Source organism: Nocardia sp. CA-129566 (assembly GCF_050956075.1).
Lineage (GTDB): Bacteria > Actinomycetota > Actinomycetes > Mycobacteriales > Mycobacteriaceae > Nocardia.
On the sequence record NZ_CP192085.1, the window covers coordinates 2,742,562 to 2,759,811 of the forward strand.

13 protein-coding genes are annotated in these 17,250 nt (G+C 67.6%); 9 read left to right on the top strand and 4 right to left on the bottom strand.

Translation table 11 applies throughout. The features are described from left to right. Positions 1 to 44: 44 nt before the first annotated feature. On the bottom strand, positions 45 to 776 hold the full coding sequence (locus ACQP0C_RS12280; RefSeq protein ID WP_433733043.1) for a hypothetical protein: 732 nt from the start codon (positions 774 to 776) through the stop codon (positions 45 to 47). A gap of 487 nt (positions 777 to 1,263) precedes the next feature. On the opposite strand from ACQP0C_RS12280, the gene ACQP0C_RS12285 reads away from it, so the two are divergent. Then, positions 1,264 to 2,757: a transposase gene (locus ACQP0C_RS12285; protein ID WP_433733044.1), complete on the top strand. Its 1,494-nt coding sequence runs from the start codon at positions 1,264 to 1,266 to the stop codon at positions 2,755 to 2,757. 232 nt (positions 2,758 to 2,989) lie between these two features. After that, positions 2,990 to 3,934 carry a hypothetical protein gene (locus ACQP0C_RS12290; protein ID WP_433733045.1) on the top strand — a complete coding sequence of 315 codons (945 nt, stop codon included), beginning with the start codon at positions 2,990 to 2,992 and terminating at the stop codon, positions 3,932 to 3,934. A 408-nt stretch (positions 3,935 to 4,342) separates the two neighbouring features. On the opposite strand, the gene yaaA is transcribed toward ACQP0C_RS12290, so the two are convergent. After that, positions 4,343 to 5,086 carry a peroxide stress protein YaaA gene (yaaA, locus tag ACQP0C_RS12295; protein WP_433734526.1) on the bottom strand — a complete coding sequence of 248 codons (744 nt, stop codon included), beginning with the start codon at positions 5,084 to 5,086 and terminating at the stop codon, positions 4,343 to 4,345. A 320-nt stretch (positions 5,087 to 5,406) separates the two neighbouring features. On the opposite strand from yaaA, the gene ACQP0C_RS12300 reads away from it, so the two are divergent. The 3 genes from ACQP0C_RS12300 to ACQP0C_RS12310 all read left to right on the top strand — a co-directional run bounded on the left by ACQP0C_RS12300 (position 5,407) and on the right by ACQP0C_RS12310 (position 9,821). Further along, entirely contained in the window at positions 5,407 to 5,646 is a 240-nt protein-coding gene (locus tag ACQP0C_RS12300; RefSeq protein ID WP_433733046.1) for a hypothetical protein, read from the top strand. A gap of 487 nt (positions 5,647 to 6,133) precedes the next feature. Beyond that, positions 6,134 to 7,888 (top strand): proline--tRNA ligase, encoded by a 1,755-nt coding sequence (locus ACQP0C_RS12305; RefSeq protein ID WP_433733047.1) that lies wholly within the window; start codon positions 6,134 to 6,136, stop codon positions 7,886 to 7,888. A gap of 181 nt (positions 7,889 to 8,069) precedes the next feature. Next, complete coding sequence (locus ACQP0C_RS12310; RefSeq protein WP_433733048.1) at positions 8,070 to 9,821, top strand: acyl-CoA dehydrogenase family protein; 1,752 nt, start codon at positions 8,070 to 8,072, stop codon at positions 9,819 to 9,821. Between the two features lie 611 nt (positions 9,822 to 10,432). Here ACQP0C_RS12310 and ACQP0C_RS12315 read toward each other — a convergent pair. Beyond that, entirely contained in the window at positions 10,433 to 10,867 is a 435-nt protein-coding gene (locus tag ACQP0C_RS12315) for a ferritin-like domain-containing protein (protein WP_433733049.1), read from the bottom strand. A gap of 117 nt (positions 10,868 to 10,984) precedes the next feature. After that, the gene (locus ACQP0C_RS12320) at positions 10,985 to 11,599 is read right to left on the bottom strand and encodes a hypothetical protein (RefSeq protein WP_433733050.1); all 615 of its coding nucleotides are present in this window, start codon (positions 11,597 to 11,599) and stop codon (positions 10,985 to 10,987) included. Between the two features lie 286 nt (positions 11,600 to 11,885). On the opposite strand from ACQP0C_RS12320, the gene rimP reads away from it, so the two are divergent. The 4 genes from rimP to infB all read left to right on the top strand — a co-directional run bounded on the left by rimP (position 11,886) and on the right by infB (position 17,172). After that, positions 11,886 to 12,554 (top strand): ribosome maturation factor RimP, encoded by a 669-nt coding sequence (rimP, locus tag ACQP0C_RS12325; protein ID WP_433733051.1) that lies wholly within the window; start codon positions 11,886 to 11,888, stop codon positions 12,552 to 12,554. Beyond that, positions 12,551 to 13,582: a transcription termination factor NusA gene (gene nusA, locus ACQP0C_RS12330; RefSeq protein WP_433683777.1), complete on the top strand. Its 1,032-nt coding sequence runs from the start codon at positions 12,551 to 12,553 to the stop codon at positions 13,580 to 13,582. The genes rimP and nusA overlap by 4 nt, the downstream gene beginning before the upstream one ends. A 176-nt stretch (positions 13,583 to 13,758) precedes the next feature. Beyond that, positions 13,759 to 14,037: a YlxR family protein gene (locus ACQP0C_RS12335; RefSeq protein ID WP_433733052.1), complete on the top strand. Its 279-nt coding sequence runs from the start codon at positions 13,759 to 13,761 to the stop codon at positions 14,035 to 14,037. A gap of 108 nt (positions 14,038 to 14,145) precedes the next feature. After that, a complete protein-coding gene (gene infB, locus ACQP0C_RS12340) occupies positions 14,146 to 17,172 on the top strand; it encodes a translation initiation factor IF-2 (RefSeq protein WP_433733053.1) in 3,027 nt (1,008 codons plus the stop codon). Positions 17,173 to 17,250 lie beyond the last annotated feature (78 nt).

The following is a 17,250-nucleotide window of genomic DNA, read 5'->3' on the forward strand; positions in this document are numbered from 1 at the left end:
GGGAGTCCATGGGGTCGGGGGCGACCATTCGCCCCCGACCGGTCTCAGCGGAAGAGGTATCGGAAGATCACATCACCGGGCTTGGGGTCGGTGACCTCGGTTCCATTGGCCTCCTCACGGGCGAATTTGACCGCTTGCTGGAGCTTTTCGATGCGCTCGACCAGCTCGTTGACCCGGCGGGCCGGCAGCGCGCCGGAGAACTTCACCGTGGTCCAGTAGCCGATCGCGATGTCCTCGTAGTACACCTCGACCTGGGCCGGGTGCTTCTCGGTCGCCTCGGCCTTGACGTGGTTGCGTGGCACCTTCTTGGTGCGAATGGTGCGCACGGCATCGGTGCGCCAGGTATCGGACGAATCGTCGAACGCCCACGCCTCGGCGGCGTCGAGCACCGGCAGCTTCTTCACGAAGGTGTGCAGATCGGCCAGCTGCTTTTCCAAGAACAGCAGGTAGGAGACCGGTACGGCGGCGAGCAAGGTCTGCTCGTCCACCCGGACGTCGGCCCTGGCCTCGCAGTTCGCCCAGTCCTTGGTCGCGGTCACATCGAACAGCCGGGTCAGCGTCGCGGCCGTCTGGCGCAACACCTCCTCCGACTTCAGCTGCACGCGCGTCGACTCCGGTGGAAGCTGTTCGCCCTCTTCGTCTTTCGGCTGATAGGTGCGCGCGATACCGGCCAGCAATCCCGGCTTCTGCAGCTGATTGTGGGTCTCGGCCAATTCGCGCAGCGCGCCGCTCTTGACGCCCTTCTCCACCGCGATGATCTGATTCAGCTTCGTCATCTCTACCTCCCCGAGCGCACTCGTACGCCATCACTTTCCTTGTGCGGCGCCTCTTTTCGGATTTCCCCCGCCGCTGGCGGCAACAGTACAGACCGCTCGCCCGGCGCGCATCCGAGTTTTCCTTTCCAGCCGCAGGGACCGGTGGCCGCGTGGACTGGTCGGGTGCGCGGACCGCGCGGACTAGTTGACTGCGTGGGTTGGCTGGCGGTGTGGGTTGGCTGGCCGCGTGGGTTGGCTGGCCGCGTGGGTTGGCTGGCCGCGTGGGTTGGCTGGCCGCGTGGAGCGGCTGGTCGTATGGACTGGCTGGTCGTATGGACTGGCTGGCTGGGTGAAGCGACTGACCCGTCCGGTGGTGCGTGGCGGGAGCACCGCCCTTGCCGCCGCCCAGCGTTAGCCGCCCAAGTCTGCCGTCGCACACCGAGTAGGCATCGCGCAAAGGCTATAGAGCCTGTTGCCGAATCTCGGTGGTCTCGAGGAGTATGGGTCGGTGGCGAAGTCGTATCGGCCGGTGGTGCGGGATCAGCAGTTTTTGTTGCCGCCGGATATGCGGGAGTGGCTGGATGGCGATCATCTGGTGTGGCAGTTGCTCGATGTCGTGGCTGAGTTGGATACCTCGGTGTTGCATCGTCGCCGGTCGCGGCGTAAGACGGTGAAATCTGTTGCGGGGCAGCGTGGTTATGACCCGGACATGCTGGTGGGGTTGTTGTTGTATGCCTACTGTGTCGGGGTGCGTTCGTCGCGGGCGATCGAACGCGCGTGCCGGACCGATGTGGCGTTTTGGGTGGTTTGTGCCCAGGATGTGCCTGATCACACGGTGATCGCGCGGTTCCGCGCCGAGCACGAGGCCGCGTTCACCGTCTTGTTCTCCCAGGTGCTGCTGTTGTGCGCGAAGGCGGGCATGGTGAAGGTCGGGGTGATCGCCCTCGATGGCACCAAGATCGCGGCGAACGCGAGTAGGTTCGCCAACCGGACCGAGGACACCCTGCGTGAGATGGCCGCAGGGATCGTGGCCGAGGCTAAAGCCATCGATGAGGCCGAAGAGGGCACCGAGGGCGGCGGTGACCAGCCGCCGGAGGGGATGCGCGGGGCGCGGCGGCGGGACACGATCCGGGCGGCGTTGGCCTCGATCGAGGCCGAACGCGTCGGGAAGCCCTCGCAGGCGATGCGGTTCTCGCAACGGCGCCTGGACACTGTGCGAGCCACCTATGAGCGGGTCCTGGACACTCAACGCCGGGCCTGGCAGGCCCAGCGGGACACCCTCGCCGCCGGTGGCAAGGTCAACGGCCGGTTGCGCAAGCCACCCGAGCTGACCACCCGCATCAAAGCCCTGGCCGCTCGCGTCGAGGCTGCCCAGGTCGCGATGGCGGCCAAGCTCGCCAAAGAACCGGCTCGCAAACGCAACCTCACCGATGTCGAATCCCGGATCATGAAGACCCGCAAGGGATTCATTCAGGGATACAACGCCCAACTCGTCGTCTCGCAAGATCATGTGATCATCGCCTGCGAGTTGACCGACGAACCCGCCGATACCCACCAGTTCGCACCCATGCTCGATGCCTGTCGCATCGAACTCGACACACTCACCGAGGCCGGGCACGAACGCAGGATCGGTGTCGCGACCGCCGATGCCGGTTACTGCTCGATCGAGAACATCGACCCCGAACGCACGCCCGGACCAGACCGGCTCATCGCCGTGGCCAAGGACCGATTACAACGCGGCACCGACCCCGACCCGGGCACCCGCCACTACACCGACCCGACCCTCACAGCCATGGCCGAACGGTTGAAAACACCTGCCGGACAAGCCATCTACCGCCGTCGCGGCGCGATCGTCGAACCCGTCAACGCCCACATCAAAGACCGGCGAGGACTGTCACGATTCTCCCGCCGCGGCCTGGCCGCCTGCGCCGCCGAGCTGAAACTCGCCGCCACCACCAACCTGCTGCGCTACATCACCCACCAAACCGCACCCGCCACCTGATCGTGGCCGCGGGCCCACAGCCCGCGACCACTACCACCACACCGACAAACACCACACCCACACAACCAATCCGGCAACAGCCTCTATAGCTTGTGCGAGGTCGTGACAGCTTGTGCGAGGTCGCGACTGGGCGTGCGGGAGCAATTTGGGGGAGTTATGCACAACCCCGGAGTTATGCACATTTGGGGGTTGGGGCTTCTGAGGGTGGGCGGGGGTGGGGAGTATCGGGGGTGTGAAGGTACCAAGGACGATTTCTCGGCATGCCGCGCTCGAGGCGGGGCTGGCCGCGCATGAGTTGAGCGGGCCCGGTTGGCAGCGGATCTGTCGCGGACGGTATGCGCGGGCGGTCGATGTGGGCGGGCTGAGCGCCGAGCAGCGGCACCTGTTGCTGATCGGTGCTGTGGCGGCGGGTGCCAGCTCCGCGGCCGTCGTCAGTCATGTTTCCGCGGCTGTCGCGCATGGGCTACCGATATGGTCCCTTCCGTTGACGCGGGTTCATATGACGCGCAACCGCGCATCGGGAGCTCGCACCGGTCCGCGAATCGTGGTACACGCCACGTCGACCGAACCGGATGAGGTCGTACAGGTCGGCGACTTTCGGGTGACGACGGTGGCGCGCACCGTCATCGATCTGGCGCGGACCGTGCCGTTCGAACAGGCCGTCGTCATCGGCGACGCCGCATTGCGTTTCGAGCGGACCACCCGATCCGAACTGGCGCAACAGCTGTCGCGGTCAGCGGGTCGCCCCGGATGCCCGGCCGCGCGACGGGTGGTCGAGTTCCTCGATGGCCGTGCCGAGAGTCCGGGCGAATCACGAAGTCGAATCGCATTGCACGCCTTCGGGTTTCCGGCACCGGAACTGCAGCCCACGATCGTGGACGCCGAGGGTGCTTTCGTTGCCCGAGTCGATTTCCTGTTCCCAACCTTGGGCGTAGTCGGTGAGTTCGACGGAATGGTCAAGTACCGCAGCAATACGCCATCCGGCACGCCCGAGTCGGCGGTGATCGCCGAGAAGATCCGCGAAGACGCCCTGCGTGCCCTCGGCTGGATCGTGATCCGTTGGATCTGGCGCGACCTGGACACCACGGACCGCTGGCGTAGCCGGCTCACCCGCGCCGCCGACCTGGCCCGCCAATACCCTCGCTCCGGCACCTGGCACCCCACCGCACGCATCTGACCCGCACCAATCGTCGGCAGTGACACCGCCAAGCGCCTCTCCCGCGGCCCCGAACTCCATCCGCACCGCTATCGGCCGGGCCCGCCACCCCGACGAGCGACGGACACCTCGACGAGCGACCGCCACTCAACGAGCGACCGCCACGGAGCTGCTGCTCGCTGCCTTCGCCGCACAGCCAGTGGGCATTGCGCAGTGCTTGTGGGCTATGCGGCATTGGCACAGGCTGTGCGACACCGACCATCGAGGCGGGCGATGGTGTGTCAGGTGATGATCTCGACGAGCGATCGCCACTGAGCTGCTGCTCGCTGCCTTCGCCGCATAGCCAGTGGGCATCGCGCAGTGCTTGTGAGCTATGCGGCGTCGGCACACGCTGTGCGACACCGACCACCGAAGGCGGGCGATGGTGTGTCAGGTGATGATGAGGAGTTCGGTGGGGGAGGCTATTTCGGTGCGGAGGCCGGATTTGGTGGCAATGCGGGCGACGGCGCGGATGTCGGTGGGGTCGGCGCGGGTGAGGACGAGGGCGCGGGCGAGCAGGCCCTTGTGGTGTTTGTTGAAGTGGCTGACCACGGTTCGCGAGCCGTCAGGGTGTTCGGTGAGGACATTGGCGGTGATGGCGTCGGGGATGCGGCCGAGCTGCTGGTAGGTGCCCGAACGGAGGTCGATGACGAGTTCGCCCGCGGCTTCGGCGTGCAGGGCGTCGGGCAGGACATCGCGCCAGATGGCGGAAAGGGTCGACAGGCCGGGGAGTTTGGAACCGCCGGAGAGCCGGTAGGCGGGGATGAGGTCGTCCGCGCGCACAGCGCCGAACAATGCCGAGCCGATGCCGAGGCGCGCATAGGCCTTGCCGCGTTGCACCTTGGTGAAGGAGCGGGCATCGAGAGCGTCGTAGAGGACGCCGGTGTAGCGCTCCAGCGCGGGCCGGGTCGCGGAACTGCGCAAGGTCGCATTGCGAGCGATGTCGGTATCGGCCCCCTTGCCCAGGCCGAGTACCGCACGCGCGGCGCCCGGGTCGGCGGCCAGCTTGACGACCTCGTCGATGAGCCGGTCGCGCACCACCGTGAGCTGCGGCATCGCCAGCGACTCCAGCTCGAGCGGCCCGTCGGTTCCACCGTCGGACTTGGTTTCGGAAGGAGGCAGCAGGACCAGCACGACCGAATACGGTACCGGCGCGCGAACCGGTATCAACGAGCGCGCCATGAACTCAGCGTGCGTCGGCGCGTGGCGGAGTCGCATGTGGGCGAGGCGGAGCGGTACGAGTGTCAGCGCGTGTGCGGTGAATGCAGTGCGTGTCCGGGCGTGGCGGAGTTACGTGTGGCAGAGGTGGAGCCGTGAGTGAGTGTCGGCGAGTCAGCGGGCACGCGGATATCGTCGCGAAATTCGATCTGCAGGTGGTCGTCGAACCGCGTCAGCGTCGACGGACGGCCCGGTGAGCTGGTCGTCGTTTTCACCGACCCTTTCGAGAATCGACGGTGCGCGGGCTCGGGCGCGTGCTGGAGCGCATTCTGGCCGCGGTGGTCGCGGATCCGCGGGCGCGCATCGGCGGCATCGATATTCTCGACGCCGACGAGCGCGGTGAGGTGCTCACCGCGGGTACCGCGCAGTCCGATGCGGCCACCGGCGGAACCGAGCTGACCCACCTGCTGACCTCAGGGAAATGTCGTGTGCGTCGACGCGTGGTGGAGTGGAGTGTGGGTGAGGGGGAGCCGTGAGTGTGGCGGCGAGTGTGCGGTGAATGTGGTGCGTGTCGGGCGTGGTGGAGTGGGGTGTGGGTGAGGGGGAGCCGTGAGTGTGTGGCGGCGAGTGTGCGGTGAATGTGGTGCGTGTCGGGCGTGGTGGAGTGGGGTGTGGGTGAGGGGGAGCCGTGAGTGTGTGGCGGCGAGTGTGCGGTGAATGTGGTGCGTGTCGGGCGTGGTGGAGTGGGGTGTGGGTGAGGGGGAGCCGTGAGTGTGTGGCGGCGAGTGTGCGGTGAATGCAGTGCATGTCCGGGCGTGGCGGCGTCGAGGGTCGGCGCGGAGCGGCGAGTGTGCGGTGAACACCGTGCGCGTCCAGGCGCGGGGGCGTCGAGTGTCGGCGAGGAGGAGCCGTGGGCGGTCAGGGCTCGGAGGCGGTAGCCTGCGTAACCGCGCAGCCCCCGCGCGCGCCGAAATGGGCCGATGCCTTGCAGACATCGTTCGGCCAGCGACTACCCTGTCGTCCGTGATCACCCGCCTCTCCCACCTGTTCCTGCGTACCCTGCGCGACGATCCCGCCGACGCCGAGGTGCCCAGTCACAAACTCCTCGTCCGCGCCGGATATGTGCGGCGCATCGCCCCGGGCGTGTACTCGTGGCTACCGCTGGGCCTGCGGGTGCTGCGCCGGGTCGAGGAAATCGTGCGTGAGGAGATGAACGCCATCGGCGCGCAGGAGATCTCGCTGCCCGCCCTACTGCCGCGCGATCCGTACGAGACCACCAACCGGTGGACCGAATACGGCGACGGCCTGTTCCGGCTGCAGGACCGCAAGGGCGCGGACTATCTGCTGGGCCCCACCCACGAGGAGCTGTTCGCGCTCACCGTGAAGGGTGAATACAGCTCGTACAAGGATCTTCCGGTCACGCTGTACCAGATCCAGACCAAATATCGGGATGAGGAGCGTCCCCGCGCCGGCATCCTGCGCGGGCGCGAATTCATCATGAAGGACTCCTACTCCTTCGATCTGGACGAGGACGGGCTCAAGGCCAGCTACAACGCGCACCGCGAGGCCTACCAGCGCATTTTCGGCCGGCTCAATGTCAAGTACGTCATCGTCGCGGCCACCTCGGGCGCGATGGGCGGTAGTGCGTCGGAGGAATTCCTCGCCGACAGTCCGGTCGGCGAGGACACCTACGTGGTGTGCCGGGAGTCCGGATACGCGGCGAATGTGGAAGCGGTGGTCACGCCCGCGGCCGAATCGCTGCCGATCGAGGGGCTGCCCGCGGCGGTCGTACACGACACCCCGAACACCCCGACCATCGCGACACTGGTGGATTGGGCCAATGGCGTGGGCATCGCCGACCGTCCCGTCACCGCCGCCGACACCCTGAAGAACATCATGGTGAAGCTGCGGCATCCGGACGGTAAGACCGAACTGCTCGGCATCGGCATTCCCGGCGACCGCGAGGTCGATGACAAGCGTCTCGGCGCTTCGGTCGAACCCGCCGAGGTGGAACTGCTCACCGAGGCCGATTTTGCTGCCAACCCGTTCCTGGTGAAGGGTTACATCGGCCCGAAGGCGTTGCAGGCCAACGGTGTTCGCTACCTGGTCGACCCGCGCATCGGCAACGGCACCAGCTGGATCACCGGCGCCGACGAGCCGGGCAAACACGTCGTCGGCCTGGTCGCCGGCCGTGACTTCACCCCCGACGGCACCATCGAGGCCGCCGAGGTGCGCGATGGCGATCCCTCGCCCGACGGTCGTGGCGTCCTGGTATCGGCGCGCGGCATCGAGATCGGCCACATCTTCCAACTCGGCAACAAGTACACCGACGCGTTCGAGGTGGACGTGCTCGGCGAGAACGGCAAGCCGGTGCGGCTCACCATGGGCTCCTATGGCATCGGGGTCTCGCGCATGGTCGCGGTCATCGCCGAGCAGCAGCACGATGAGAAGGGCCTGCGCTGGCCGCGCGAGGTCGCGCCGTTCGATGTGCACGTGGTCATCGCGAACAAGGACGAGTCCTCGCGTGAGGGCGGCGAACAGGTCGCGGCGCTGCTGGATTCGGCCGGACTCGATGTGGTCCTCGACGACCGCAAGGCCTCGCCCGGTGTGAAGTTCAAGGATTCCGAGCTGATCGGTGTCCCGCTGGTCGTGGTCGTCGGACGCGGCTGGGCGGAGGGCAAGGTCGAGATCCGCGATCGCTTCACCGGGGAGTCCACCGAGGTCCCCGCCGATGCGGTGGTCGAATCGGTGCTCGCGCAGGTGCGCGGCGAACGATAGGTCGGCCTCCGGCGACCGGTAGCGAAGCCCGGGCGACGACGGCAATGCTGACAACGACAGCAGCCGGCGTCGACCGGGCTTCTCACATCCGCCTGACCTACGGTTCCGTAGGCACGATTCGTGGCCAGCGGTATTCGTGGACCCGCTCCAGGCTGCTGTTACCCGCTGGTAAGTTAACAGCATGACGAGCACCGACGCGTTGTTGTTCAACCCCGCCACCTACGATCCGAAGCAGTTCGACGCCGAGACGCGACGGCTGCTGAAGGCGACCATCGAATGGTTCGAATCGCGGGGTAAGCGGCAGTTGCTTGCCGATGATGCCGATGCGGTGTGGGTGTCGGACTTCCTCGAGTTCGTCAAGAAGGAGAAGCTGTTCGCGACCTTCCTGACGCCCGCCGCCTACGCCGACGGCGACGAGAACCGGCGCTGGGACGGGGCGCGCAATGCGGCGCTGTCGGAGATCTTCGGGTTCTACGGGTTGGCGTACTGGTACGCCGAACAGGTCACCATCCTGGGCCTGGGCCCGATCTGGCAGAGCGATAACGAGGCCGCCAAGAAGCGCGCCGCCGCCGATCTCGTCGACGGTCAGGTGATGGCGTTCGGTCTGTCCGAGCGCGACCACGGTGCCGACATCTACAACACCGACCTGATCTTGACGCCGACCGAACCGGGCAGCGCGGACGCCGATGCCGGAATTCTGTTCCGCGCCAATGGCGTGAAGTACTACATCGGCAATGGCAATGTCGCATCGATGGTGTCGGTATTCTCCCGCCGCGCCGATATCGACGGCGCGGACGGCTATGTCTGGTTCGCCGCCGACAGCCGCCACGACAACTACGAACTCATCGACAATGTCATCCACGGCCAGTTGTATGTGAGCACCTTCGCGCTGCACGACTACCCGGTGACCGCCGCCGATATCCTGTCCACCGGTCCTGAGGCCTTCTCCGCCGCGCTGAACACCGTCAACGTCGGCAAGTTCAACCTGTGCCACGGCAGTATCGGCATGGTCGAGCACTCGTTCTACGAGGCCATCACGCACTCCAACAACCGCATTCTCTACGGTAAGGCCGTCACCGAATTCCCGCATGTGCGAACGAATTTCGTGGACGCCTACGCGCGCATCGTCGCGATGAAGCTGTTCAGCGACCGCGCCGTCGACTACTTCCGCAGCGCCAGCCTCGAGGACCGCCGCTATCTGCTGTTCAACCCGATGACGAAGTCCAAGGTGACCTCCGAGGGCGAGACCGTCATGACGCTGCTGCTGGATGTGCTGGCCGCCAAGGGATTCGAGAAGAACACCTACTTCGCCCAGGTCGCCCGCTATATCGGCACGCTGCCCCGGCTGGAGGGCACGGTGCACGTCAATGTGGGCCAGATCCTGAAGTTCATGCCGAACTACCTGTTCAACCCGAAGGACTACCCGGAGATCGGCACCCGGCACGACGCGGCCGACGACGAGTTCTTCTTCCGGCAGGGCCCGGCCCGCGGCGCGGGCAAGGTGCAGTTCGCCGACTGGACCCCGGTCTACGAAAAGCATGCTGACCTGCCGAATGTCGCGCGCTTCTACGAACAGGCCCAGGCACTGCGCACCCTGCTCACCTCGGCCGCACCCGATGCCGACCAGCAGCAGGACCTGGACTTCATGCTGACCATCGGCCACCTGTTCTCCCTGGTGGTCTACGGCCAGCTGATTCTGGAGCAGGCTGCCATCATCGGCTTGGACCGCGACATCATCGAGCAGATCTTCGACTTCCAGATCCGCGACTTCAATGCCCACGCCACCACCCTCTACGGCAAGCCCTCCGCCACCCCCGACCAAGAGGCCTGGGCCGCCTCCTCCCTACGCCCCCCGGTAGCCGACCGCCCCCGCTTCGACCGCATCTGGACCCAGGTCGCCGCCTACGACGGCACCTACGAAATGCGCTCATAACCTCACATTCGCCGCTCAACTGCGGTCCGCCGCGCCTGGCTGGGCACGCCGTGCCCGGTCCGGCGCGTGGGGTCTGGCAGTCGAGTCTGCTTCGTTCTGCCGTGTCTGGTTGGGTGCGCTGTGCCTGGCTCGGTGTGTGGGGTGTGGCTGTCGAGTTTGCTTCGTTCTGCCGTGTCTGGTTGAGGCCGCCGTGCCTGGCTCAGTCCGCTGAGTTCCGCTCGTTCTGCCGCGATGGGTGTGGGCTCGCGCGTCAGGTTTTGGCTAGCCGCGTAGGGCGTTTCCGGCCCGTCCGGCTTTGGTTCGCCGCGCCCGGCGTGGTTCGCTGCTCACGGTTTGGTTCGCTGCGCGTGGATTCCTCGGCGGGCACGGATTCTCTGTCGAATCGGTGCGCGGCGGGCGAAATAGTGGCAGCGGGGTGGTGCTCAATCGTCACCAGGCGCGGGGCGCGTTCGGTGAGAGCGCCGATGCACATTCGGCGGACGGCACCAGCGAAATGCGCTCGTAGTCACCACGATTCCGCCGGACGCCGATTCGCTCGCCGCGTGGACTTGCTCGCCGCGCACCGATCCGTCAGCGAATTGGTGCGTGGCCCCGGCACGCGCAGGCCGGGGTCAGGCCTTGCCGGGGAAGGCGGTGGTGGGCGGGTTGGTGCCGAGGATTGATTGCCAGGTGGCGAGGCGGAGGGCGCATTCGGTGAGGGCATCGACGCCCATCCGGCGGATGGGGTCGGAAGTGCCGTTCTCGACGACCGAGCGCCAAGCGACGGCGGTGTCGGTTTCCACCGTGACGGCCAGGTTCGCGGCTGGGATCGGGTCGTTCACCGGAAACGGTGTGGTGTAGGCGGCGTCGGGTGGTGGTGCCGCCACTCCGGCCGACTTCAGCGCATCGATGGTGGTGTCGCGGCGGGCGCGATGGGCGGCGGTGTCCTCGGCGACCACCCGGGTTCGCTCGGCGGATGCATAGGCCGCGATCACCCCATAGGCGTATACCGCCGAGTATTCGGCGCGCAATGCGTCGAGCAAGGCATGGCGTTCGGCTTCGGTCATGTGCTCATCTCTGCCTGCGGACGTGAGCCGTGCGCACAGTGGGCAGCACGGATCGGTGGGCGATGTCGGCCGGGGGCGCGTCCCCGGCTTCGGACAAGGCTTGGTGTTCTGCGCGATTCATGCGAGCAAGACCCCCGCCTGGGCCGCGCATGCCGCACTGATGGAGGCCAGTAGGCCCGCGCGGTAACCGGATTGGCTGCGGGCGAGATCGCCCGCGGACTGCTGCGAGTTGGTGAGGCGCGTGCGCAGCTCGTCGATGCTCGGCGGCTGGGTGGACGTTGTTTCGGTACCGGACGCCGCAGGGGAGGCGGCGGAGCCGGATGGGGCGGGTTGGCGGGTGCGGTGCGCCGGGGTGGTGCCGTCGCCGTAAACGCCGATGACGCGGTTGATTTCGGCGCGCAGCGCGTCGGCGTGTTCGGTGCGTTCGCTGGCGATCGCGGTCAGCGCGGCGTGCCGCTGTGGTGTCACGGCGATCGCCGCGGTCGCGGCCGCGGCGTCGGCGCGCGCCAGAACCTCTTGTGCGGCAAGCGGATCGGGTTCGTACACCTTCTTGTCCGTGCATCCGGCCAGCGCGCCGACGGCCAGCACACCCACCGCACCGCCGCCTGCCAGCCGCAATGCGGTCCGGCGGTCGACGATGTTGGGGCGGACGGCGCCAGCGTCGCGGTGCCGGTCTTCGGGGATGCCGGAAGTGCACCCGGCGCGCGGCGGGGCGGGGAGGCGGATGGGCACGGCACCATCGTGCCAGATTCACGAGGCGCCACCGACCAGGCGTGTGTCGCGCCGCCGACCACACATCTACCGCGCGGTCGGCCACACGGCTACCGTCCGGTCGGCACGACACCCGCCGCGCCGGGTCGCAGGCTCGTGGCCAGGAAACTTGCTCGAGGCCGCTGGTCCATTACACTCTCGGAGCGCGTTACGCTAGATCTCCGGTAGAGAAATTTTTCCGCCAGCGACTGCCCGCAGTTCGCTGGAAAGATCAGCCGTCTGACAACTGAACCAGGAGCCGCCCCACATGCCCATGCCGACCGAGGAAAGGGTGAGCCAGCTCGTAGCTGGACTCGTCGAGCGCCGAGGATTCGACCTCGAGGGTGTCGAGATCTCGACGGCGGGCACGCATGTGGATGCGCGGGTTCGGGTGCAGGTGATCGTGGACAGTGACGCGGCCTCCGATCTGGACTCCATCGCGAAACTGAGCGCCGAGCTGTCCGAGGTCCTCGATGAGGCGGGCGATTTCGGCGAAACCCCGTACTTGCTCGAGGTGACGAGCCCGGGCATCGACCGTCCGCTCACCGCCGATCGGCACTGGCGCCGCGCGCAGGGCCGCAAGGTGCGGATCACATTGCGCGCTGGCGCGCCGTCGCCGGATCCCAAGTCATCGGACAAGTTCGAGGCCAGGGTCGGCGTCCTCGCCGACGACACGGTGGCGCTGGTGCTCGGCGGCAAGAACAAGCCGCACCGGGTGCACATTCCGGTGGCCGATATCGCCGAGGCCGTCGTCCAGGTGGAGTTCAACCCGCCCGGTGCGCGGGAACTGGAACTCGCGGGCGGAGTCGCGCCCGGCCGTCCGCGGCCGGGACAGGAGGAAGCGGTGGACCTCGCCGCCGATGTCCGAGGAACAACCGATGCACCAACCGAATCATCAGAAGCGTCCGATGCGCCGACCGAAGGGATCGTGGAATGAACATCGAAATCGAAGCCCTGCGCGCGATTGTCGCCGATAAAGGGATCTCGATCGAGACCGTGATCTCCGCGATCGAGTCGGCACTGCTCACGGCCTACCGCCACACCGAGGGCCACCAGCCCAACGCGCGCATCGATATCAATCAGAAGACCGGCGTGGTCCGGGTGATGGCCCGCGAACTCGACGTCGACGGCAATGTGATCTCCGAATGGGATGACACCCCAGAGGGTTTCGGCCGAATCGCGGCGACCACCGCGCGCCAGGTGGTGCTGCAGCGGCTGCGCGATGCCGAGAACGAGAAATCCTTCGGCGAGTTCTCCACCCATGAGGGCGACATCGTCGGCGGTGTGGTGCAGCGCGATGCCCGCGCCAATGCCCGCGGCACCGTGGTGGTGCGCATCGGCAGCGAACTGCACGGCACCGAGGGGCTGATCCCGCCCGCCGAGCAGGTGCCCGGCGAGAGCTACGAGCACGGCGACCGGATCAAGTGCTATGTCGTCGGCGTATCCCGTGGTCCGCGTGGGCCGCAGATCACCCTCTCGCGCACCCACCCGAATCTGGTGCGCCGCCTGTTCGCTCTCGAGGTGCCCGAGATCGCCGACGGTTCGGTGGAGATCGTCGCCGTCGCCCGCGAGGCCGGACACCGCTCCAAGATCGCGGTGCGCACCACCGTGCCCGGCGTCAACGCCAAGGGCGCCTGCATCGGTCCGATGGGACAGCGCGTGCGCAATGTGATGAGCGAGCTGGCCGGGGAGAAGATCGACATCATCGATTACGCGGACGATCCGGCGACCTTCGTCGGCAATGCGCTTTCGCCCTCGAAGGTGGTCTCGGTCACCATCGTCGATCCGGAGGCGCGCGCCGCCCGGGTGGTCGTGCCCGACTTCCAGCTCTCGCTCGCCATCGGCAAGGAAGGGCAGAACGCCAGGTTGGCGGCTCGCCTGACCGGCTGGCGGATCGATATCCGCAGCGATGCGGCACCCGATGCGGGCAGCGGCAGCGTGCGGACGGAGGCGCATCGCAGTTGACCGATTCCCGCCAATCGGGCCCTTCGGATGACAGGTTCGTAACTTCGAAAGGGGCGGGGTTCGGTGTTCCGAGCGGGACAGCGGTAGAGTGGTGTCAGGTTCAGCGCGAGCCTTCGGTTCCTTTGTTCGAACGCACCACCGAGCAAGTCCCGGCGCACCGACGTCGAGCAGCTCCGATGCGGACGTGTATCGGATGCCGAAAGCGCGAGCTGGCCGTCGATCTGTTGCGGATCGTGGCGCAGGACTGTGAGACCGGTGACGGTTCCGAGGTTGTTGCGATAGTTCCCGATCCGCGGCGCAGACTTCCCGGACGGGGTGCCTGGCTGCACCCCGTTTCGGTTTGTTTGCGCACTGCAGAACGACGCCGAGCATTCGGCAGAGCACTACGAGTGTCCGGACATCTGGATATCTCAGCCCTGGAGAAGTACCTCGAGAACAGGCACGAGCACTCATGAGCACACCGTGAAGCACCAACGATGAACGTCCATCGGAGATAACCCGAGGTCGTGCGGGCCCGCCTTCCCAAGGCGGAGGCACTGCTCGACCTCTCAGTGAGGAGAGCAGTGGCAGGCAAGGCCCGCGTGCACGAGTTGGCCAAAGAACTCGGTGTCACGAGCAAAGAACTACTCGCAAGGCTCAAGGAGCAGGGCGAGTTCGTGAAGTCGGCGTCCTCGACGGTGGAAGCACCCGTCGCACGTCGGCTGCGCGAGTCGGTGGCAGGCAAGTCCGCCCCGGCGAACGGCAGTGCGAAGTCCGGGGCGCGCCCCGGTTCCGCACCGTCGAGCACTCCGGCCGCGAAGCCCGCCGCAGGCGGTCCGCGTCCGGGTCCACGTACCCCCGCGCCCGCGCAGGCGGCGACCCCGGCGGCTCCGGCCGCCCGTGAGACGGCGGCTCCGGCTGCCCGTCCCTCCGATGCGGCCCGGCCCGGCCCGGCCGTGCGTCCCGGTCCGGCGGCCAAGCCCGCCCCGCGGGAAACCACTCCGGTCCAGCAGACCCCGGCGGCCCCGGCCGCGAAGGCCGGCCCGACGCCGAGCGCTCCGGCCCAGGGCGGACCCCGCCCGACGCCGGGCGGCGCACGTCCCGGTCAGCAGCGGTCCGGCGCACCCACGCCGGGTGGTCCGCGTCCCGGTGGTCCGGCCGCGGCCGGACCGAAGCCGGGGCCGAAGACCCCGCGCGTCGGTAACAACCCCTTCTCTTCCGCACCCGATCGTGAGCGTCCCGCGCCGCGTCCGGCCCCCAGCCAGGGTGGCCCCCGTCCAGGCCCCGGTCAGGGTCCGCGTCCGGGTCCGGCCCAGGGCGGCCCCCGTCCGGGTGGTTCTCAGGGCGAGCGGCGTCCGGCTCCCGGCCAGGGCGGTCCGCGTCCCGGTGGTCCGCGGCCGAGCCCCGGCTCGATGCCGCCGCGCCCGAATCCGGGTGCCATGCCCGCGCGTTCGGCCCGTCCGGGTCCGGGCGGCGGCGCAGGTGCGGGCCGTCCGGGTCGTCCCGGTGGCGGTCCGGGTGGTGGCGGCGGCGGTCGTCCCGGTGGCGGCGGTGGCGGTGGCTACCGCGGTGGCCAGGGCGGCGGCGGCACGGGTGCCCCCGGTGCCGGTGCGGGTGCTCCCGCGGCCGGTGGTTTCCGTGGTCGTCCCGGTGGCGGCGGCGGTCGTCCAGGTGGTCCCGGCGGCCGTGGCGGTGCGGCCGGTGCGTTCGGTCGTCCCGGTGGCGCGCCTCGTCGTGGCCGCAAGTCGAAGCGGGCGAAGCGCGCTGAGTACGAAAGCATGCAAGCGCCCGCCGTCGGCGGCGTTCGCCTGCCACGCGGCAACGGCGAGATCATCCGTCTCGCCCGTGGCGCGTCGCTCTCGGATTTCGCGGAGAAGATCGATGCGAACCCGGCTGCCTTGGTGCAGGCCCTGTTCAACCTCGGTGAGATGGTCACCGCGACCCAGTCGGTGAACGACGAGACCCTCGAGCTGCTCGGCAGCGAGATGAACTACGTCGTGCACGTGGTCAGCCCCGAGGACGAGGACCGCGAGCTGCTGGAATCGTTCGATCTGACCTACGGCGAGGACGAGGGCGGCGAAGAGGACCTCGAGCAGCGTCCGCCGGTGGTGACCGTCATGGGTCACGTCGACCACGGTAAGACTCGACTGCTGGACACGATCCGTAAGGCCAACGTCCGTGAGGGCGAGGCCGGTGGCATCACCCAGCACATCGGTGCCTACCAGGTGCTCACCCACCTCGGCGACAGCGACCGGCTCATCACCTTCATCGACACCCCGGGTCACGAGGCGTTCACCGCCATGCGTGCCCGTGGTGCGAAGGCCACCGATATCGCGATCCTGGTGGTCGCCGCCGACGACGGTGTCATGCCGCAGACGGTGGAGGCGATCAACCACGCGCAGGCCGCCGATGTGCCGATCGTGGTGGCGGTCAACAAGATCGACAAGGAAGGCGCGAACCCGGACAAGATCCGGCAGCAGCTGACCGAATACAACCTGGTTGCCGAGGAATACGGTGGCGACACCATGTTCGTCGACATCTCGGCCAAGCAGGGCACCAATATCGAGCAGCTGCTCGAGGCGGTGCTGCTGACCGCGGACGCGGCGCTGGACCTGCGGGCCAACCCGGATATGGACGCCCAGGGTGTCGCCATCGAGGCGCACCTCGACCGCGGCCGTGGCCCGGTGGCGACCGTGCTCATCCAGCGCGGCACGCTGCGCGTCGGCGACTCGATCGTGGCGGGCGACGCTTACGGTCGCGTCCGCCGCATGGTCGACGAGCACGGCGACGATGTAGCCGCGGCGCTGCCGTCGCGGCCGGTCCAGGTCATCGGCTTCACGTCGGTGCCGGGCGCCGGTGACAACCTGCTCGTCGTCGACGAGGACCGGATCGCTCGCCAGATCGCCGACCGCCGCAATGCGCGCAAGCGCAACGCACTGGCCGCGCGCAGCCGCAAGCGGATCAGCCTGGAAGATCTGGATGCCGCGCTGAAGGAGACTTCGGAGCTCAACCTGATCCTCAAGGGCGACAACTCCGGTACGGTCGAGGCCCTCGAAGAGGCGCTGCTCGGTATCGAGATCGACGACGAGGTGCGCCTGCGGGTCATCGACCGCGGTGTCGGTGGTGTCACCGAAACCAACGTCAACCTGGCGTCGGCGTCGAACGCGATCATCATCGGGTTCAATGTCCGGGCCGAGGGCAAGGCGACCGAGCTGGCCAACCGCGAAGGCGTGGACATTCGGTACTACTCGGTGATCTACCAGGCCATCGACGAGATCGAGAAGGCCCTCAAGGGCATGCTCAAGCCGATCTACGAAGAGGTCGAGCTGGGCCGGGCGGAGATCCGCGCGATCTTCCGCTCGTCGAAGGTCGGCAATATCGCTGGCTGCATGGTCACCTCGGGTTCGGTCAAGCGCAATGCCAAGGCGCGATTGCTTCGTGACAACGTGGTGGTCGCCGAGACGGTCACGATCTCCACCTTGAGGCGGGAAAAGGATGACGTCACCGAGGTCCGCGAGGGCTTCGAATGCGGTATGACGTTGACCTACAACGACATCAAGGAGGGCGACGTGATCGAGGCCTACGAGCTGCGCGAGAAGCCGCGCGACTGATCGTGTGCCGGTGGTCCGGCACGGTATCGACGCCGTGCCGGACCACCGAGCCGATCCTTTCGTAGGCACCGATACAGG